Origin of the sequence: Bacillus sp. FSL R9-9834 (genome assembly GCF_038006905.1) — a bacterium.
Taxonomy (GTDB): Bacteria; Bacillota; Bacilli; order Bacillales; family Bacillaceae_G; genus Bacillus_A; species Bacillus_A pacificus.
The window spans coordinates 2,122,922-2,143,402 of the sequence record NZ_JBBOWD010000001.1 but is presented as its reverse complement, the minus strand read 5'-3'; the positions used below and the strand labels follow the sequence as shown (position 1 = coordinate 2,143,402).

13 protein-coding genes, 2 pseudogenes and 2 other annotated features are annotated in these 20,481 nt (G+C 34.9%); of the genes and pseudogenes, 2 read left to right on the top strand and 13 right to left on the bottom strand.

The features are described from left to right. Positions 1–190: 190 nt before the first annotated feature. The 10 genes and pseudogenes from ileS to MKY00_RS11065 all read right to left on the bottom strand — a co-directional run bounded on the left by ileS (position 191) and on the right by MKY00_RS11065 (position 16,690). On the bottom strand, positions 191–3,292 hold the full coding sequence (ileS, locus tag MKY00_RS11110) for an isoleucine--tRNA ligase (RefSeq protein WP_016717354.1): 3,102 nt from the start codon (positions 3,290–3,292) through the stop codon (positions 191–193). 53 nt (positions 3,293–3,345) lie between these two features. After that, positions 3,346–3,585 (bottom strand) — a binding site (T-box leader). 98 nt (positions 3,586–3,683) lie between these two features. Beyond that, positions 3,684–7,886, bottom strand: coding sequence for a bacteriocin-processing peptidase family protein (locus tag MKY00_RS11105; protein WP_016717353.1), 4,203 nt, complete (start codon positions 7,884–7,886; stop codon positions 3,684–3,686). A 356-nt stretch (positions 7,887–8,242) separates the two neighbouring features. Beyond that, a complete protein-coding gene (locus tag MKY00_RS11100; RefSeq protein WP_050558050.1) occupies positions 8,243–9,148 on the bottom strand; it encodes a class I SAM-dependent methyltransferase in 906 nt (301 codons plus the stop codon). A 146-nt stretch (positions 9,149–9,294) separates the two neighbouring features. Next, positions 9,295–10,983, bottom strand: coding sequence for an arginine--tRNA ligase (gene argS / locus MKY00_RS11095; protein ID WP_016717351.1), 1,689 nt, complete (start codon positions 10,981–10,983; stop codon positions 9,295–9,297). Positions 10,984–11,028: 45 nt separating this feature from the next. Further along, positions 11,029–11,243: a binding site (T-box leader), on the bottom strand. A gap of 40 nt (positions 11,244–11,283) precedes the next feature. Then, a pseudogene (locus MKY00_RS11090) lies at positions 11,284–11,511 on the bottom strand (class I SAM-dependent methyltransferase); the annotation flags it as partial. Positions 11,512–11,608: 97 nt separating this feature from the next. Continuing rightward, positions 11,609–13,426: a reverse transcriptase/maturase family protein gene (locus MKY00_RS11085; protein WP_001245660.1), complete on the bottom strand. Its 1,818-nt coding sequence runs from the start codon at positions 13,424–13,426 to the stop codon at positions 11,609–11,611. A gap of 627 nt (positions 13,427–14,053) precedes the next feature. Next, positions 14,054–14,608 (bottom strand): annotated as a pseudogene (locus MKY00_RS11080) (class I SAM-dependent methyltransferase); the annotation flags it as partial. Between the two features lie 49 nt (positions 14,609–14,657). Then, complete coding sequence (locus MKY00_RS11075) at positions 14,658–15,092, bottom strand: BrxA/BrxB family bacilliredoxin (RefSeq protein ID WP_000063712.1); 435 nt, start codon at positions 15,090–15,092, stop codon at positions 14,658–14,660. A gap of 83 nt (positions 15,093–15,175) precedes the next feature. Further along, entirely contained in the window at positions 15,176–15,559 is a 384-nt protein-coding gene (locus MKY00_RS11070) for a thiol-disulfide oxidoreductase DCC family protein (protein ID WP_014893790.1), read from the bottom strand. A 3-nt stretch (positions 15,560–15,562) separates the two neighbouring features. After that, entirely contained in the window at positions 15,563–16,690 is a 1,128-nt protein-coding gene (locus MKY00_RS11065) for a conserved virulence factor C family protein (RefSeq protein WP_016717350.1), read from the bottom strand. Between the two features lie 258 nt (positions 16,691–16,948). Here MKY00_RS11065 and MKY00_RS11060 point away from each other — a divergent pair, with 258 nt between their 5' ends. After that, positions 16,949–18,082, top strand: a complete 1,134-nt coding sequence (locus MKY00_RS11060) for an FAD-dependent oxidoreductase (RefSeq protein ID WP_016717349.1) — start codon at positions 16,949–16,951, stop codon at positions 18,080–18,082. 119 nt (positions 18,083–18,201) lie between these two features. Next, positions 18,202–18,792 (top strand): TetR/AcrR family transcriptional regulator, encoded by a 591-nt coding sequence (locus tag MKY00_RS11055; protein WP_016717348.1) that lies wholly within the window; start codon positions 18,202–18,204, stop codon positions 18,790–18,792. Between the two features lie 28 nt (positions 18,793–18,820). On the opposite strand, the gene MKY00_RS11050 is transcribed toward MKY00_RS11055, so the two are convergent. The 3 genes from MKY00_RS11050 to MKY00_RS11040 form a co-directional block, all read right to left on the bottom strand. Continuing rightward, positions 18,821–19,156 carry a single-stranded DNA-binding protein gene (locus MKY00_RS11050; protein ID WP_000982033.1) on the bottom strand — a complete coding sequence of 112 codons (336 nt, stop codon included), beginning with the start codon at positions 19,154–19,156 and terminating at the stop codon, positions 18,821–18,823. Between the two features lie 159 nt (positions 19,157–19,315). Next, positions 19,316–19,570 (bottom strand): DUF4318 domain-containing protein, encoded by a 255-nt coding sequence (locus MKY00_RS11045; RefSeq protein ID WP_000975124.1) that lies wholly within the window; start codon positions 19,568–19,570, stop codon positions 19,316–19,318. A gap of 106 nt (positions 19,571–19,676) precedes the next feature. After that, entirely contained in the window at positions 19,677–20,408 is a 732-nt protein-coding gene (locus MKY00_RS11040; RefSeq protein ID WP_001260642.1) for a Bax inhibitor-1/YccA family protein, read from the bottom strand. Between the last annotated feature and the right edge of the window lie 73 nt (positions 20,409–20,481).

Below are 20,481 nucleotides of genomic sequence, written 5' to 3'. Positions count from 1 at the left end.
CTCTATGAACAATTCTATTACCTTTCCATTCAGGGGGCGTGAAATTTTCTCAATATTTATGTGTAAAGCGAAAACAATACTTTAGAAAGAAATTTTCTTGAGGTCCTATCGAATCGATTATGAAAAAATTAGCCGGATAAATATCTATCATACAAAAAAGGAAGTTGGAATGATTCCAACTTCCTTTTCTTTACTTAGTCGCGCTTAATTTAATACGAACTTTCGTCTCACCTAAAGATAGTTCATCATCTTCATTCGTTAAGTGACCAAATGTAAATTGTTTAACGAGTAAGTTTTCTTCCAACAACTCTTTATGATTCGTTAACGTTTGCTGTAGTTCTTCCTCTGTATCAAGAATTACATCTACTCGTAAATTAACAGGTAAATTCAACTGCTTACGATATTCTTGAACGGCGCGAATGAATTCACGTGCTACCCCTTCTTGTAGCAATTCTTCCGTTACATTCGTATCTAACATTACTGTATATTGTCCGTTAGTTGTATTAGAGAATCCAGGTTTCGCAACTTTCTCTACTACTACATCTTCAGTCGTTACAACTATTTCTTCTCCTGATGCTACTTCGTAAACCGCTCTTTCTGTAGAAACAAAGTTTTGTACCTCGTCTTGTGGTAATTGTTTTAGCCAACCATTTACTGCATTCACATTTTTACCAAACTTCGGCCCAGCCGTTTTAAAGTTCAACTTTAATTGATAAGACGTGTATTTCGTTTCATCGAGTTCAACATGGAACGCTTTTACATTTAACTCATCCATGACGATATCACGATAAGATTCCCAATCCATATCATTTTCATTATGCTCAAGTAATACAAGTTCCGCTAACGGCTGTTTTACTTTTAAAGAATGTTGATTACGGTTACTTCTTCCAAGTTCAACAACTTGTAAAACTGCATCCATCTCCGCTTCTAATTTCGGTTGAAGTAGTGATTCATTTACAATTGGATAATCCTCTAAATGAACGCTACTTCCAGTTAAATTTAAATGAATATCTTCAGCGACAAACGGTGTAAATGGTGCAATTAATTTACTAATTGTCACAAGTACTTCATGAAGTGTCTCATACGCAGCTGCTTTTTCAGCATTCATACCAGACTCCCAGAAACGATTACGCGATCGCCTTACGTACCAATTACTTACTTCATCTACAAGCGTCGCGATTTCACGAGCTGCATTCGTAAATTGATAATCATCAAGTGCAGTTCTCACTTTTTTCGTTGTACTATGCAATCTTGATAATACCCATTCATCCAATTTCGTTCGCTTTACGTCATATGTTTCATCTGGATTATACTCATCTAAATTTGCATATAAAACGTAGAAGCTATACACATTGACTAATGTATCTACAAACTTAGATTTCGCTTCCAATACTGTTCTTTCAGAAAAACGCTTCGCATTCCACGGAGCACTGTCAACGAGAAGTGCCCATCTTAAAGCATCTGCACCAAACTGATTTACTAAATCAACTGGATCTAGTGCATTCCCTTTACTTTTAGACATTTTCTGTCCTTCTTCATCTAATACATGCCCTAGTGATAGCACTCGTTTATACGGTACTTTTCCAGTATATAGTGCCGATACTGCTAATAAACTATAAAACCAGCCGCGTGTTTGATCAATGCCTTCTGCAATTACATCTGCTGGAAACTGATCTTCAAATAACTCTTTATTTTCAAACGGATAATGATATTGCGCAAATGGCATCGAACCACTATCAAACCAAACATCAATTACTTCTGGTGTACGATTCATTTTACTTCCGCATTTTTCGCAGCAAACTTGCACTTCATCTACATATGGCTTATGCAATTCTAAGTCTTCAGGTGTCTCTTTCGTACTATGCTTTCTTAAATCAGCAATACTTTTCGGTGCGAATTGATGATCGCAACTTTCACATTCCCATACGTTTAATGGTGTTCCCCAATATCTATTTCGGCTAATATTCCAGTCCACCATGTTTTCTAAAAACTTACCAAATCGTCCATGTTTCATATGGTCTGGATACCAAGTAACAGTATCGTTATTTTGTAAAAATGTATCTTTAATTGCAGTCGTTCGAATTAACCAACTCTCTCCTGCATAATAAAGAAGTGGTGAATCACAGCGCCAGCAATGCGGGTAGCTATGTTCATACTTTTCTTTATGGTATAGTAAGCCTTCCTTCGCTAAATAACGAACGATATCTACGTCACTATCTTTAACAAATTTACCTTTCAAAAATGGTACTGCCTCTGTATACTCACCTTTCTCATCTACAACATGCAAGAATGACAATCCTTCACTTTGAACGACTCTATAATCGTCTTCCCCGTATGCCGGTGCGATATGAACGAGTCCTGTACCACTATCTGCCGTGACAAAATCGGCTGCGATAACGTGGTAACCATTTGTAACTTCCTTCATTGGAAATGGTGGCATATAAGATGTATTTACTAATTCTTCGCCTTTATGGACAGATAATACTTCATAGTCTTCTTTTAATACATCTTGTACACGTTCTTTCGCAACAATGTATACATGACCTTCTTGTTTCGCTTTCACGTATTCCATATTTGGATGTACAGCGAGCGCAACATTGGCTGGAAGTGTCCAAGGTGTTGTCGTCCAGCCTAGGAAATATTCATTTTCACTATCTTTCACTTTAAATTTAACTGTTGCACTTAAATCTTTTACTGTTTTATACCCTTGTGCAACTTCATGTGAACTTAGTGAAGTTTGACAGCTTGGGCAGTATGGTGAAACTCTATGTCCTTTATACAATAAACCTTTTTCATGAATCGTCCCTAAAATATGCCATACACTTTCGATATATGGATTCTCTAACGTAACGTATGGATCATCCATATCTACCCAATAACCGATACTTTCAGTGAATTCACGCCACTGCTTCTCATATGTGAATACACTCTCTTTACACTTTTTAATAAATGGTTCAATTCCATACTCTTCGATTTCATGTTTACCAGAAATACCAAGTTGTTTCTCAACACCTAATTCTACAGGTAAACCGTGTGTATCCCATCCCGCTTTTCTTAACACTTTATAACCAGACATCGTTTTATATCTTGCTACTACATCTTTAATTGTTCGTCCAAGCGCATGACCTACATGCGGTAATCCATTCGCCGTTGGTGGTCCTTCATAAAAAACAAACGATTGTGCGCCTTCTCGATTCTGAATTGATTGCTCGAAAATACTTTGCTCGTTCCACTGCTTACGAATACGTGTTTCTCTCCCTACAGCTGACTCTTTTACATCTACTTTCTTCATCTACAATCACTCCTTTTTATGTTTTAAAGCACACAAAAAACCCGTCCCTATGAAGTAGGGACGGGTTTAACCGCGTTACCACCCTAATTCTATTAGCTCTTCGCTAATAGCACTTAGCAACGTACTATCATACGTGTTCTTTGTAACGGTAGACATCCGTCCGGGCTTACTTACTTTCAGCCTCGGCTCCTCGGAGATGATTTTCAAATAACGTCTGCACACCGGCTTTCAGCAACATACCGGCTCTCTGTAGAACAGTACACTATTTTACTCTTTCTCGTCTTCAGATTTGTATACTTTGTTAAAAGCTATTTTATGCCATTGGATAATAAATTGTCAACTAATTCAAAATATATTTTCATTTATACCCTTTTTCGTGATTGTTATACAATTACTTTTCAAATTCTCGCAATGCTGCTAAATTTTCATCATCCTCGATAAGTTCAGCGAAAAATCCCGACTCATCCTCACGAAGTACAATTTCAAGCTCTTCCTTCGCCTCTTCATTTCTGTTTAACTGCGCTAAATAACAAGCACGATCGTATCTCGCTAACAAATCACTCGCATCAATTTTTAATGCTTCATTTGCTATTTCTTCTGCCTTTCGTGTTTGGCCGGCACCATGATAAGAAGATGCTAAAGAAAGAAGAATTGCTGTTTCATTCGGATGATGTATAGAAGCATTTTCTAATACGTGAATTGCCTCTTCAAACCGTTCTTGACTTTGATATATTTCTCCTAAAGCAAGAAACGCTCTACTTACAAACGGTGTTTGCTCCGTTAATTGTAAAGTAATCTTTTCTGCTTTTCTTTCTTCTCCCATTTTAAAGAATACTTGTGCTTGTAAAAGAAGCGTATCATAATCATCTGGTAACTCTCGAACCATTTGCTTCGTTAATTCTGCAGCATCCCGTAACCTATCTTCTTCCTCACACTCTATGAAAAGATTTACAAGTTGCTTGGCTACATCGTAATCCCATTTACTTTCTAACGATGTTTGCAATACACCTATTGCCTCTTTATTCATCGTCACATTCTCGTAAAATAGCGCAAATCGCTGCGCTGCCATACTATTTTTCGGATTTAACTGTAACGAAATTTCATATAAATCAATGATCGTAGTAATAATAGAAATTTCTTTCGCACGGTTTTTCATGCGATAAAAAGCTCTTGTAATTATAGATTTCTTCGGCTGTTCATTTTGTTGACGTTCAATCCATCTTTCTGTAACCGCAGATGCAGCATACATAAACGCCATACTTCTGTCTGCCTTTTTTACTTTTAATATATGAAGAAAATCTCGTATGTTAGACCATTTCTTATGTTGTTCTATCGCTTTTACATATACATCAAATATACGTTCATTATTCACATCTTTTTGTATCACTTTCATCGCAATTTCAATTGCCTTTGCATTTCTATTTTTCACTAATACTTTTGCATAATGATATAAAACTTCTGTATGCTCGCCATCTAATCGTAGTGCCTCTTCAATCTGTACTTGTTCTTTATCTATTTCATTCATTGCTCCATACACATATGCAATCGCATCTAATCGCCATATTTCAGGTACTTCGTCCGCTAATTGTTCTAGTTCAGCCAGCAATTCTTCCTGAAGATTCATTTCTACTGAAAGCTGTGCCAAATATTCCATATTAATATGCAACGGCTCTTCTTTCATCGCCTGAACCATATGACTTTGTTCTTTAGAACGATTTTCTTCTTTTTCATATATTTCCGCAAGCTGTAAATGTACACCAATGAAATTCCCATCAAGCTCTAAACATCTTTCATACGCTTGTTTTGCTTCCGTTAATTGTCCTAATGCCATAAGTGTTTCACCAATTCGGTAATACGGTAATGCCGTTTCTTTTTGTTCTATCGCCTTATTATATCTTTTCATCGCCTGGCCGTACTGTCCAATCGACTCATATAAAATACCTGTATAACAGTCATATTCACTTACGTCATTTCTTTCTTTTTGTAACGTTCTTAAGAATGCTATTCCTCGTTGTACAAATACCGTTCCTTTCATTCGATTCACATATTCATCTAACGCACTTGCTACATTATATTCGCTCTGCTTTATACCACTCTCTAACTTAGACAATGCTACTTTAAATCCTTCTTCACTTCCACCAAGTTCAACTTCAGCATCCCATAAAACCATTCCAGCGTTCATAAGGAAATCTTGGCTCTTTTCAATTTGTTTTTCGATACTGAGAATATATTCTTTTGCTTCCTTATATTGTTCTCTTGCCATATAAACTTGCGTAAGTCCGAAGTGAGAATATACATCATCATGATTTTCTTCTAAAGCACGAGTATACAATGTTTCCGCTTCTTCCAGACTATCATTTTGGAAATGGTAATCCCCAAGTTTTACGTATAGAGGTGCCTTATCATCACAATTCTCAATACCCTTTAATAAAACTTCTTTCGTACTTTCTTCATCCTTCAAATCAGATTCGTATATTTCCGAAAGTTTTGTATAAATGTAAGGTGCATTACTATCCAAATGAATTGCTATTTTAAGCCCTTTTATTGCTAAATATAATTTCCCTAAATGATGTGCACATCTCGCTCGCTCATACCATACATGTGCTTCATTTTTATACTCTCTTAACAGATCGTTAAAGATTTCATACGCTTCTTCATATCTTTCTAAATCTATCAATATTAACCCGTGATTCGTTAAAGTGAATCTTTCAGGACTACGCTCTAAAGCTACTTGAGAAAACTGCAACGCCTTTTCAGACTGGTCGATATACATATACGATAAAGCGAGAAAACTCCAAGCAATCGGCTGATCCGCGTCTAATTGTAACGAGGAACGAAAACTTGAAATTGCTTCTATATAACTTTCCTGCTCAAAAGCATACCTTCCGTTTATTAAATGATATAAGGCACGATTATTTTTCTTCTCAACACTTACAAGCATGTGCCCAGCTTTTTCTAACTCTTCAAGGCGAATAAAGCACTGCGCACCATGTAATTTAACAAAGTCCGAGTTTGGAAACTTCTCCATTAAATTTTCTATACAATATAAAATAAATTCTTTATCTACTTCAACATCTAAATGCTTAACCGTATATAACCACATATTCGGATTATCACTTGTCTCTTTTAAAAACTGTACTAACTTATGAATCCCCTCTTTATCTTGTTCATCTAAATGATCCGTTAAAGAAAAAATTGATTTGAAATAAGTATTCTCTTCTTCATTTAAAAATGATAGCTGTTCCTTCTTTTCTTTCGGAACAAATGTAATCGCTAAACAACCTGTATAACGATATTTTTCTTGTAACTTACTATATTCCACAATAACTGGCTCTATAAAGTTCGGATCTTGAACATAAAAGGCCTGCAATGTATCATCATATCCAGCTAGTACTTGTACATGTGAAGCATGCTCAATATCTATACTTAATAAGACGGGAATCCCCTGATCTAACAGTCTCTTATAATTTTCTACATTCCCTTTAAAATAACGATATTCATAACCTAATTCTTCTAAATAAGAAACAGTATCTGAAAACTTCGAGCCTGTCATATCAAAAATAAACTCTGCTATCTCATCTTGTGTACGTTTTTCTCCCCATAACTGCAACATCATTTCTAAACTTGTCGGTACACAATAATTATCCTTTTGTACAATTGGAACGATCGGTAAGTGAACCTTTTGGCCATCTGGATTTTTTTCTAAATTATGATATAAAGACTCTTTTAAACTTTTTTCTTCTTTTAATAACTGTTGTAAATCTACAATTCTATTCATTTTGTAAAGCGCTTCTGCACGTAAATGTACAAAGTAAGTTTTATACGCATGATAAGGAAGCTGCTTATTTATGTTATCAATTACCACTAACATTTCTTCATACTTCCCTAAATCTAATAAATATTTCACCTTTTCAAAATGAAAATATGGTACTTGCGGGAACTTTACAATCGCATCATCAATTAGCTGTAATGCACGTTTTTGTTCTCCCTTATTCGCATATAACTGTGATAATAAATAGATAGATAACTCTTCACAATCTTTATGCTGCATACCAGCTATAAATTGTTCTTCTGCTTTCTCCCATTCACCTGTATGCATATACACGTAGCCCCATTTATCAAATACAGCACGTGCACTGTACTCCTCTGCCTTTTGCATATAAAAAAGAGCTTCTTCATTTCGTTTCATTTCCAACAAACATCGTACTAACGTAAAATATGTTTTCGCTAAAAGATCAACGTCTATCTCTTCTTTATTTACCTCTTCTAATGAGTCTTTTAACAACTGTTCTACTTCAAGTATTTTCCGCTCATCAATTAACTCATCACAATATAAAGAGAGCGTTCTCATATTTGGGAATTTTTTATAGGCGTAGCGAATGAGGAATGAACTGTATTGGTGCATAAGCCCTTCATCAGTAAGACGTATTAATATATCAAACTCCTTATGTGAAGGAATATTAGCAAGCCACTTTTTCACATAAGATAAAGTATTCGTTTCTTTTATATATGAAATTTCATTATTTATTCCCTGTAATCCATCTATAAATCTCTTGTCTTTCAAACAAGCATCTAACTGCTCAAAATCTAGCATGTATTCACCTCAAATTTATATTTAAACTGCTACTTGCTTAGATTTTACACATCATATTGTAGGTATTCAACTAAAATCTCCTATAATGGATAGTATTATTTAATATTATTCGAATTTATAACAAAATATAGTAAAATTGATTGTTTTTCTCTGTATTTTGTTTGATTAACTGGAATAACGTAACATATGGATCTTATTTTTATATAGTTGAAATCAGTACATGAAATTATATCGGCGATTATTTAAATATATCAGCGATTCTTTCGTTTTATCGGCGATTTTCAAATTATATCAGCGATTATATGTCGAATATCGACTTACCGACATTAAGCGACATTTTTCATCGTATTGCTCCTTTAACATTCTATTTCACCAAATGTAATTTTCATATTCGGAGCATATACTAAAGAAGAATGAAGATGAAATGCCTTAAAAAATCGGAGCTCAGCTTCATATTGAGCTAGCGCATCATCATATGTTAATCCTCTAGCCATTAAACGTTCTACAAATTGTTGCTTATCACCGGGATTACCAGCAATCCCTTCTTCTTTTAATGATTGATACAAATCGTTTTTATCATTATGATGCATATTAGAATCTAAAAAGTTCACTTTATCACTTACTCTACATTGAATATTTTTTACGCCTAGTTCACTTAAAAACATCGGTATTTTCATGCCTATATTGCCATCTTTACCATTTCTTTGCGTATCACTTTCAAATAATTTCTGCAAAACACCTAGCTGAATAAATTCCGATTGTTTCTCCCCATCTAGTAAATAAGAAGCCATATTAGAAATCCAATGTGGTTCAAAACAGATTATTTTTCCGCCCTTTTTAATTGAATGTATCATTTTTTCTAGCATCGTTTTTGGTGAACTCATATGTAACAAAAAGGCATGACAGATTGCTATATCGTATTTATCGTTTAATTCTATTTCTGTAGCATCCCCCTCCATAAATTCTGACTCATATGGAAGTAAACGAAATAACGCTCTCGCTTCAGCTAATAAAGTTTCTCCACTATCAATGCCGGTATACTTTGATCCTTTTGGAAGTAATGGCATTAATACTAAGCCTAAATAACCATATCCGCAACCGTAATCAACGATATGTACAGGCTTAGTAATCTTCCAAACTGTATTTACTAAAAAGCTTACATAATCGTCGTTGTAATATAAATCTCTCGTGTTTTTTAAATATGTTAGTTTATTGTTCCAATCATACGTTTTCAAGTTTAACGCCTCCTTTTTATATGACATTACAATTCTCCATCTTATGCGGACATTCCTACACCTGAAACAATTCCAAAAAAGTTTAAACTTTATAAAATATAACTGTTACTTACATATTTTCTATAAAAATAAATAGGCATACATATCTATTATGATACGTATACCTATTTATTTTACATCTCCTCAGGTGCCTCCACCCCAAGTAAACGTAACCCTTCTTTTAATACAATCGTCACAGCATAAACCAATGCGAGTCTGCTGTCTTTTTCTTTGCTCTCTTCTAATATACGAACATTACCATAATATTTATTGAATGATTGTGCTACATCTAATATATATTTCGAAATAATCGATGGCTCATTTTTATTGAAAGCTGCTTCAATTATTTGCGGGAATTTATTTAGTAATTTTACGACACTCCAGCTATGATCGTCTTTTAAAGCAAATGTACATGTTTCAAATTCTACACTTTCTTTTCTTAAAATAGAGCAAGCACGTGCATGTGTGTACTGTACATACGGTCCTGTTTCTCCTTCAAATTTCAGCATATTTTCTAATGAAAATTCGATATTGTGCATACGCTCATTTTTTAAATCGTGGAAGATAACTGCGCCAACACCGACTTGCTTCGCTACTTCTTCTTTTTGTTTTAAGTTTGGATTTTTCTCTTCAATATTTTGTTTTGCAAGTTCGATTGCTTCCTCAAGTACTTCTTCGAGTAAAATAATTCTTCCTTTACGTGTCGACATTTTCTTACCATCTTTTAAAATGAACCCAAACGGTACATGTTCCATGCCGTCAACCCAAGTGTAGCCCAGCTTTTTTAATACAGTGAAAAATTGATTGAAGTGTAAACTTTGTTCTGGGCCAACTACATATAGCGCTTTATCAAATGCATATGTGTTTTGACGGTATAACGCTGCCGTTAAGTCACGTGTTGCGTAAATCGTTGCACCGTCGGATTTTCTAATTAAGCAAGGCGGCATTCCCTCTTCTTCTAAATTAACGACTAACGCGCCTTCTGACTCTTCAAGCAAATCATGTTCTTCTAAAATCTCAATAAAAGCTTCCATCAAATTATTATAAAAAGCTTCTCCTTGAAAATTAGTAAATTCAACACCGAGAAGTTCATAAATACGAGAAAATTCTTTTAAAGATTCGTTACGGAACCAATTCCAAAGCTCAACAGCTTCTTCATCACCTTCTTCTAATTTCTTAAACCAAGCGCGTCCTTCTTCTTCTAATTCTTCGTTGTCTTTTACCTCTTCATGGAATTGAACATATAACTTAAATAGTTCACGGATTGGATCCTCTTTCACTACTGCTTCATTGCCCCATTTTTTATAAGCGGTAATTAACTTTCCAAACTGTGTTCCCCAGTCTCCAATATAATTAATCCCTACAACTTCATAGCCACATTTTTCAGCGATATGTTTCAGTGAATTTCCAATCATTGTAGAACGTAAATGCCCCATTGAAAAAGGTTTCGCAATATTAGGAGACGAATAATCGATAACTACAGTCTTTTCACATCCAAAATGATTTTGACCGTACTCTTCTTTCTCCGCTAAAATCGTTTTTAATACTTCATCACTTACCGTTTCACGATTAAAAAAGACATTTACGTAAGGACCAACAGCCTCTACTTTCGCAAAAAACGGATCACTTAATTTCTCTGCAACTTCCTTTGCGATAATAGCTGGTGATTTTTTATATTGCTTCGCAAGTGAAAAACATGGAAATGCAACATCTCCGAATTCATCTTGTTTCGGTGTTTCAATTAAATCTAAAATTTGCTTTTGCGTTAATTCATTCGTAAAAATATTAGATAAACTTTCTGCAAACTGCTTTTTATAATCCATGCTACAACCTCCTTCATTTTTAAAATACAAAAAACTCGTCTCTAAAAAAGAGACGAGTTTGAACCCGTGGTACCACCCTTGTTATTCATTACGAACCACTTTCCCGTTTATAACGAGGACAGGGGGCCTCGGCTTACTCTACTATTCGTTCAAGAAGCATCTCCGAAGTGCGCTTCATCTTTTTCTTCCGCACTAGGCTCACACCATCCCTAGCTCGCTTTCCTTCTAAAAAAGACTACTCTCTTCATCACAGACAGTATATTTAATTAATTATTGCTTATTATACATCTTTTCAAACAATTAGCAAGGGTCAATTACACCAAAGTGAAACTTAGCACTTTTTCTTTTGTATACGTAAAAATTATGTTTTTCAAATCTAGAACTACGGAAATGGTCTTTCAGAACGACACGCTTTCTAGCCACACGCTTCGCTTCCGCAATTGTTTCATCAGTAATATCATGATACAAAGCGAAGTGTTTTAATCCTTTTATTCCATCTGATTCTATAACAGTTTCTTCAAAGTAGGGTAAGCACCCAGCGCCTTGTCATATTTCTATGATAGGTTTCCAAATACTCCCCCCCGAACCGTACGTACTTGTCTCCAAGTATACGGCTCTCCATTTATCAATCTAATTTACCTAAATGTAAATCTATGTGACATTGTTGGCATAATGCCATGGTTTTTCTTTTTCTGGATATCATCATCTGCTCCCACATTTTTTTCCCTTTTAGGTCTTTTAACTTTCTAATGTGGTGCATTTCAATTGCTTGATTCTTTTTGCCACACATCTCACATTCTTCAGCTAATAATCGTTTAATGAGACTCGTTCTTCCAGACATCTTTAATGTATTTGGGAGAATATCAACTTCTGGTTTGTTATCTGTATGTTTTTGTCTCTGAAATCCTTTGTCATAGAGATATCTTATTTTTTCGCCATTTTTTGTTTTGTATTGGATACCAAACTTTCCGTTGATTTTATATTTGTTGAGTATTTTTTTAACACTTGTGTTGTACTTGTTTGCGAACGTCTTATACATACTGTATTCCATTATATATTTGTATTTATTTAGGACACTTACATTGTTCGCTAACTTATAGTACTCATATAGACCGCGTATTTCTGCATTATAGATACTTAGAATCTCTAAATCATCATTATCTTTTAAATAAGTTCTGTGTTTAGCTTTCCAAGTACCTATTTTATTTTCAATTACTAATGCATCTTTTTGTAGTAAATTCTTTATCCATTTGCTTTTTGGTACATATAGTTTAGGCGTATAGGAGTATAATCTTTTTGTGCGTCCGTGTGTAGTTTTTGCAGTTGACTGTTCTCTAGAGATTGTAATATCGTATCCAAGAAATTGTGCCAATTTTTGGCTATGAGTTATGAGTGTTTTTTCTTGTGATAATTCAAGGTCTAACTTTTCTTTAAGAAAAATCGTGAGATTTTCTTTGAGCTGAGTAGCATCTTCTTTACTGCCAATTATTCCAATTAAGAAGTCATCTGCATACCTGGTATATACTATTCTTTTGTAGTCTGCATCCATTTGGTCTTTTGAATGGATAGAGAGTTGTTTTTTGTGTAGTTCGTTCCATTGTGTTTTAACTTCTCTCTTTTCTTCTTCTGACATTTGTCCCCATGAATTCACATGTTTTTTCCGCAATCTATATTTCTTTTCAGATAGGTAGCCATAATCACGAGTTTCTTTTCTTCGTATTCCCTTATCAAATTGTTGTTTGTAATTGTTCATAAACTGATCTAATTCATTTAGGTAGATATTAGATAATATGGGACTGATTATGCCTCCTTGTGGGGTGCCAGAGAATGTGTTGTTATATGTCCATTCTTCTAGATAGCCTGCTCTTAGAAATTTCCAGATTAGCCTTATGAATTTTTCGTCATCGATTCTTTTTCTAAGGATATTTATAAGTGTAAGATGATTTATGTTATCGAAAAAGCCTTTTATATCTCCTTCAACAAACCAACGCACACCTCTATATGTCCTTTGAATTTGAATCAATGCCGTATGACAACTCTTTTTAGGTCTAAACCCATGTGAATTATCAGAGAATGTTTGCTCATATATACTCTCAAGGATACTTCTTATTATTTCCTGTACAATTTTATCATCTGTTGATGGTATACCTAGTGGTCTTTTTCCGCCATTGGCTTTATCTATATATACTCGTTTAGCTGGATAAGGTTGATATGTCTCATTTTTGATTCTGTCTATAAGAGTGTTAATTCTTTCAATACTCATTCCGTCAATATTATTTCCGTCTGTACCCTTAGTCATATTACCTTCTTTGGCATATATCTTAGAATATGCCATGTAATAAAACTCTGGATTATAAAGATTTCTATAGAGTCTCTTGTATTTATAATTTGCATTATTAGCTTTGGTATTTAGACTGTTTAATACCTCATTTGGATTTCTCATAGAGCCTCTCGCTCCTTCCTAATTCGTATTAAACTGATAAACTGTTTCCCTTCGCCATGTAATAGGCTTTCCCTATTTCGGACTACTACGGAAACTCCGTTACCTTATTAGATATTCATAAGCCACATACCTTGTTTTACACTTGGTATCATCCTTAATAGCCAATTTAGGTTGGCATTCCAACTTAGGTAATCCCCATTTAGTACAATTAGAGACAAGCATGTTATAGTGTCGGATGCGACTTTCGTTCTTTTCCACTTACAGTGGCTGGTTAGTAATGGGTCACAAGGAATAGAGTCCAATGTTATCCCTATTCCTCTTGAGCTATTTAACAAGCACCTAGTTAAATGGCTATTACTACACAACGTTACTAGTTACCTTTCGTTGCGGGTCTCGATATCCCCCCTTGAACTATCGTTTAAGCAGTTTAGCTTTCATCCTCATCTATAACGGTTCATCTTGCCATTCAGTCGTGATTTGGTAACTAATCAACTTATGGCTTTACCAACATGCTACACTCCCCGTTTGGTTTCCCTCTCGGATAAGTTGGTTGATGATAGGTTTTCGTGTGACCTATAACCTACAACTTTGCTAAAGTTGAATCCCTAAAAGCCCTTATGGGCGCACCATCGGATCAAGATATACGACATCATAACTATTATCTTCACATTGTTTTAAAAATGCGTAATGCTCAGTTTGCTTTACATCAATTCGTTGCATTGCTTTATCAATTTCAGAAACGGATGAAGACCATGTTTTCAAACCATTTTCCATAATATAAGCCATATACTCATTGCCTTCAAGTCCGGTTACTTTTCCGCTTTCACCAACAATATAGCTAGCCACAATACTATCTGATGCCATACCGAGCGTACAATCTAACACTGTCATTCCGCTTTCTAATTTAGCAGCTTGTACGAACGGATCGTGTTCTCCGCGCATTAATCTCTTCACACGAAACATCGCTGAGTTTGGATGAAAGAAAAACGACTCCTCTGTTCCTTTTGGATAAATGGCTAATCGATTTTTGCCTACGACAAGTACATCTTGTTCATACTGCTCATGCAGCTTATGTACTGGTATGTCATTACGTTTAACGAAAGAACGATTTAATTCTGCCGCTACCTGCTTTGCATAATCTATCATTTCTTTATTCGTTCTTCCTGCTGTTGTTACTATCATTGTTTCACCTCTATATAAAGAAAAGAGGGAGATTTACTCTCCCCCTTCTTTAGCAATTCTTTTCGAAAGCTTGCTCTAAGTTCGTAATAATTTCGTCCATAGTTGCACCTTCAATTTCATGACGGTGAATGAAGTGAACAACTTCTTTTCCTTTTAATAATGCCATAGATGGTGAAGATGGAGGAATTTCTCCGAAGTATTCACGCATTTTTGCAGTAGCATCTTTATCTTGACCTGCGAATACAGTTACAAGATGATCAGGTTGTTTTTCAGCACGAACAACTGCTTGACCTGCTGATGGACGTGCTAAACCAGCTGCACAACCACAAACAGAGTTTACAACTACTAAAGTTGTACCTGTTGTGTTTTCCATAAATTCTGTTACAGCTTCTTCTGTAGTTAACTCTTCAAACCCAGAACGCACTAATTCTTGACGCATTGGGATTACCATTTGGCGCATGTATTCTTCATAAGCATTTGACATCTTGCAATCTCTCCTTCAACTTTCATTCCAAATTCATCATATCACGCTCTATTAATAGGTGCAAAAGAAAGATAACGATGATTTCATTTTTTTGTAGGGATTTCACAAACCCCACCGCGGCAATGTCCAACTGGGACAAGTTTTCTATTGTTAGCGATATAATCATATACGTTACTTCCAAATCCAAGTACGATAGATAGCTTTATAAAAGGCACCGCAAACCAATAAGATGGAATGGACTTTGCTAATACATGTATGCTATGAATGCCGTCATACCACTTATTATTTTTAAAAATATACAATCTTTGTTCCATCTTACTTTGTAGTTCTTGAGAAAGTTCATACTTCTCAACTACATCTTCATCTCGAAATGAAACAAATTTCACCTTACCCTTTTTATCTAATTTCTTCGTACGTTCTGCAACCGCCGTACACATCGGACACCAACTATCATAGAAAACAATCATACATTATTCCCCTTTACGAGACTCCGTCATCTGTTTCCATACAGAACCTTTTGCTTCTTCTCCGCCTTCAATACGCTCTAACGCTAGACGTGCTTGCATTGCTACTTCAAACTCTGGATCATCTTGCGCTGCTTTTAATGCTGGAATTGCACTTTCATCTCCAAGTTCAAATAAGAACATCGCTGCACGCCAGCGTACTAATTTACTTGGATCTTTCAGAGATTTAATCATAACGAACATCGCCGCCGGATCACCTACATCTGATAAACAATCTCCTGCAGTACGACGAACACTTACAGAGCGATCTAATAAGGCTTTATATAATAACGGTAATACTTCATCACCTTTTACCATACCTAAATATGCTGTTGCTAAACGGCGAATCGAAACTTTTTCATCATCTAACGCCATCTTCAACACTGGAATATCTTCTTCAGTAGGATCCATTTGTTCTAAAGCTGCAAAACGGTTTTTCCAGTCAGCATCTTTCATCATCTCTTCTGTTACTTTATATGGCTCACGCTTTTGAATCGTTACTTCAACAGCACCTGCCTGATTTAATAATTCTTTAACCGTTTCATTTACACGTTCTTCCGGATAAGCAGCAACAATCTCTTCTACTACTTCTTTCCCAATTTCTTCAAAATCACCGTAACGTGTACTTTGTTCCACCCATTTACGTTCTTTTACAACGTTTGGTGCAGACATTTGAACTTTCATAATTGATTCTTTAAAACGGTCAGGTAAACCAACACGTTCTTCCGTCGTTCCATCTGTTAACTTTACTTGCATTGGGATAGTAAAGAACATTTGAACAAATACTTTCACTTCTCCAAAATGAGCAAGTTGTTGTTCTTCACTTTCTTCTACTACTTCTTCGCCAAAAACAGCACGAACTTGCTGTAATAAAACTTTCCAGTCATACTTTGCATTTCGCTCCACTGCTAAAAAGTCGGCTACATGATATACACCTTTAATACCTTCAATTTTCAAAATTTCTTGCACTTGCATTGGCGCTTGTTCTTTATTTTCATTTGTATAATTATTACGTGCTCCTGATGGTAATACTTCATTCAAAATAACTTTCATTGTATTTGGACTTGGCGTCGGTTCAATTGCTTTAATCTTCACGTAAAAAACTCTCCTTTATTGCATGTTCTTAGCTGTATTGTAACATGTTATCACTCTATACTCCTACTCGGATGCTTAATTTTACTATTTACTTTTCTACATTGCTAGGAAGTTTCATTCATTCTATTTTCACCTAATCATTCCATAACTATAGTTAAAAGTATAATTGACAATTACATAAAAAGGGATTAACCTTAACTCATAAAATGACCAAGGTCATTTTATGAACAAAGTCATTCAAAGGTGGAGTGATAACAAATGAACAATGTCATAATTATTGGTGGCGGTATTGCTGGACTTTGCGCAGCAATTTCCTTACAAAAAATAGGAATAGAAGTAAAAGTATATGATAAAAACAATGAGCCTACTGTTGCTGGTACGGGTATTATCATTGCTCCGAATGCAATGCAAGCACTTGAGCCATACGGAATTTCTGAGAAAATCAAAAAATTCGGCAACGAAAGTGACGGTTTTAACCTTGTATCCGAAAAAGGAACTGTTTTCAATAAATTGATTATCCCATCTTGTTATCCAAAAATGTACTCTATTCATAGAAAAGATTTACATCAATTGCTACTTTCTGAACTACAAGAAGATACTGTCGAATGGAGAAAAGAATGTGTAAAAATAGAACGAAATGAGAAAGACGCCTTAAAAATAGTATTTCAAGATGGTAGTGAAGCATTTGGCAATATACTGATTTCTGCCGATGGTATTCATTCTGTCGTTCGAAAACAAGTAACACAAAGGGATAATTATCGTTATGCAGGATATACGTGTTGGCGTGGCATAACTCCTACTAATAATCTTTCTTTAACAAATGATTTTATTGAAACTTGGGGAACGAACGGTAGATTTGGTATCGTCCCTCTTCCCAACAACGAAGTATACTGGTATGCGCTCATAAACGCGAAAGCTAGAGATCCAAAATACAAAGCTTACACAACAGAAGATTTATATAATCATTTCAAATCTTACCACAATCCCATACCATCTATTTTGCATAATGCATCGGACGTTCATATGATTCATCGTGATATTGTAGACATTATGCCAATGAATCAGTTTTTTGAAAAACGCATCGTTTTTATTGGGGATGCTGCCCATGCACTTACTCCGAATTTAGGCCAAGGTGCTTGCCAAGCAATTGAAGATGCGATTATTTTGGCTGAATGCATCAAAAATAATGCCCATTATCGTCAAGCATTTATAGAATACGAACAAAAAAGACGAGATAGAATTGAAAAAATCTCAAACACTGCGTGGACAGTTGGAAAAATGGCGCAAATAGAAAGTAAACCTTTAACTATAGTAAGAAATGAAGTAATGAAACGTATTCCAAAATGGATTTCTGAAAGGCAAGCACATGAACTATATAACTTTCATTTATAATAATAAGAAACAGCATTCTCTATCCTTCTTTCAATTACATTAAACTTAATCATGAAGTAAGATTTTATTTGAGATTATCTATTAAACAGATATAATTGTTTGTGTTAGGAGTAGATTATATGCTGAGAGAAACGAGAAAAAAAGAATTAAAAGAACTTATATTCCTAAAAGCAGTACAACTCTTCCAAGAACGCGGGTACGAAAATGTAACGGTTCAAGATATTACTACTGCATGCGGGATTGCAAAAGGAACTTTCTTCAATTACTTTCCGAAAAAAGAAAACATATTATTATTTTTAGGTGATTCTCAAATTGAACTATGGAATGAAAGTTTAAAAACATATGCAAATGTAGAACATCCAAAAGAAAGAATTAAACTTGTTCTAGGAGACTTACTAGATCGTTTTACTGGACATGGTGATTTAATGAAGCATGCCGTCTTTGAGATTATAAAGTCTAATTACTTAGTAGAAAATGAAGTAAAAAGTATACAGCAGCTACAAAAAGGTTTGTCTTCAATTATTACAGAGGCGAAAGAGACAGGAAAATTAAACAGTCAATGGGATATACATATTATCACTTCTACTATTATGAGTACTTATTTTTATACATTAATGTCCCATTCACTATTACATGCTAATGAAATAAACGTGAAAAATACACTCAACCAACAATTAGATGTTGTTTGGGAAGGGATCAATCAAAAGTGATAGAGGGCTATATTACTAAGCCCTCTTCTTACGATGCGCCCTCCCTCCTTCTCTCCAAAAATGTAATGCTCTCAATCACAACTTCCGTTATATATATTCTCTTTCCTTGATTATCCTCGTAATTCCTCGTATGAATACGTCCAGTAATTCCAACAAGTGAACCTTTCGTACAATATTCAGTTACATTCTCAGCTGACCTTCTCCATACGACGCAATTAATAAAATCTACTTGCTGCTCACCTAAGCTATTTCGAAAACCTCTATTCACCGCAACACATACTCGTGCATACGCAACGCCTTGCTTTGTGTAGTATAATTCTGGCTCCTTTGTCAATCTACCGATTAATACAACTCGATTCATCATAAGTTATACCACCTCTTATATTTTTCTTCATTGTAAAGAAAAATATATGAAGGGTAAAAAGCTTAAAATAATATACTTTATAATAAAAAATATATTTTTATACCTTATAAAAACTAAAAAGAAACCTTACATACTTTAAACATGTAAGCTTTCAAAAAATTATACTTCACTGCATGAAATGTAATATCCTCCGCGGGCCATCTTTACTTCCGCACGATATAATACTTCTTCTAAGTAGAAAGTTATCGGTTTTACTTTACTCTCAAATTTCAGTTGTTCATTACATTCAGCTGCATAACTTTCAATAGCTGAAGTAATAACTTCTCCCGATGGATACGTTAAAGCATCATCTAGTTCTATGAAAAAACTTTTAGAAAATAGTTTTTTCATAATCCCTTTCTTCTCTTTCATCATATTCCATCCCCTTCAATTTAAGGTTACCAACATCCATATTATACCACATCATCAATATATCTTTGAAAATAAAAAAATCCTGCATTTTTCACGCAGGATTTTTTTATTAGTCATTTTTCGTAAAGTAAGAAACGAAACGAAGAATTTCTAAGTATAACCATACTAATGTAAGCATTAGTCCCATTGCAGTGTACCACTCCATATATTTCGGAGCTTGACTACGTACACCATTTTCGATTAAATCGAAATCTAGTAATAAGTTTAATGCAGCAACTACGATAACAACTGCACTAATAATAATACCGATCGTACCACCTTGGTGAATGTACGGAACAGTTACACCAAACATGTTTAGTAGAAATACGACTAAATACATAACCATAATTCCAAGTGTTGCTGCCATCACGCCTGTACGGAATTTATCCGTTACTTTTACTACGCGTGTTGCATATAACACTAACATCGCAAATAGAATTGAGATTGTTAATAATACAGCATTTAAAACGATAGAATCGCCAAACTTCATTGTATAAACAGCTGAAATACTACCTAATACAACCCCTTCTACCGCCGCATAGATTGGTGCACCAAAAGGTGAAATACGCGGGAAGAACATAGACGCAAATGCGATGATTGCCGCAACGATTAAAGCGCCAATTAATACTGGCATCTTCATCGTACCCTCTATCATCTGTATGTATGAATAGACAGACGTTGCAAGTAGCAAGATAAGCATAATAAACGTTTTGCCTACTGTTCCGCCAATAGTCATCGCAGAAGCACTTGCTCCTTCTTTACGGAATGCCTCTTTTTTCAACATTGGATTAGATGTTCTCATTTTTTCCCTCCTAAAATAGGTTCTACCAATAGTGTAAAGTTTTTCTCTTTACTTTTCAATATATGCAGCTTGT

Excerpts from the sequence above, each read along its gene's own strand:
- ileS (WP_016717354.1), bottom strand. The coding sequence starts at position 3,292 with ATGAAGAAAGTAGATGTAAAAGAGTCAGCTGTAGGGAGAGAAACACGT.
- MKY00_RS11105 (WP_016717353.1), bottom strand. The coding sequence starts at position 7,886 with ATGCTAGATTTTGAGCAGTTAGATGCTTGTTTGAAAGACAAGAGATTT.
- MKY00_RS11100 (WP_050558050.1), bottom strand. The coding sequence starts at position 9,148 with ATGTCATATAAAAAGGAGGCGTTAAACTTGAAAACGTATGATTGGAAC.
- argS (WP_016717351.1), bottom strand. The coding sequence starts at position 10,983 with ATGGATTATAAAAAGCAGTTTGCAGAAAGTTTATCTAATATTTTTACG.
- MKY00_RS11085 (WP_001245660.1), bottom strand. The coding sequence starts at position 13,426 with ATGAGAAATCCAAATGAGGTATTAAACAGTCTAAATACCAAAGCTAAT.
- MKY00_RS11075 (WP_000063712.1), bottom strand. The coding sequence starts at position 15,092 with ATGTCAAATGCTTATGAAGAATACATGCGCCAAATGGTAATCCCAATG.
- MKY00_RS11070 (WP_014893790.1), bottom strand. The coding sequence starts at position 15,559 with ATGATTGTTTTCTATGATAGTTGGTGTCCGATGTGTACGGCGGTTGCA.
- MKY00_RS11060 (WP_016717349.1), top strand. The coding sequence starts at position 16,949 with ATGAACAATGTCATAATTATTGGTGGCGGTATTGCTGGACTTTGCGCA.
- MKY00_RS11055 (WP_016717348.1), top strand. The coding sequence starts at position 18,202 with ATGCTGAGAGAAACGAGAAAAAAAGAATTAAAAGAACTTATATTCCTA.
- MKY00_RS11050 (WP_000982033.1), bottom strand. The coding sequence starts at position 19,156 with ATGATGAATCGAGTTGTATTAATCGGTAGATTGACAAAGGAGCCAGAA.
- MKY00_RS11045 (WP_000975124.1), bottom strand. The coding sequence starts at position 19,570 with ATGATGAAAGAGAAGAAAGGGATTATGAAAAAACTATTTTCTAAAAGT.
- MKY00_RS11040 (WP_001260642.1), bottom strand. The coding sequence starts at position 20,408 with ATGAGAACATCTAATCCAATGTTGAAAAAAGAGGCATTCCGTAAAGAA.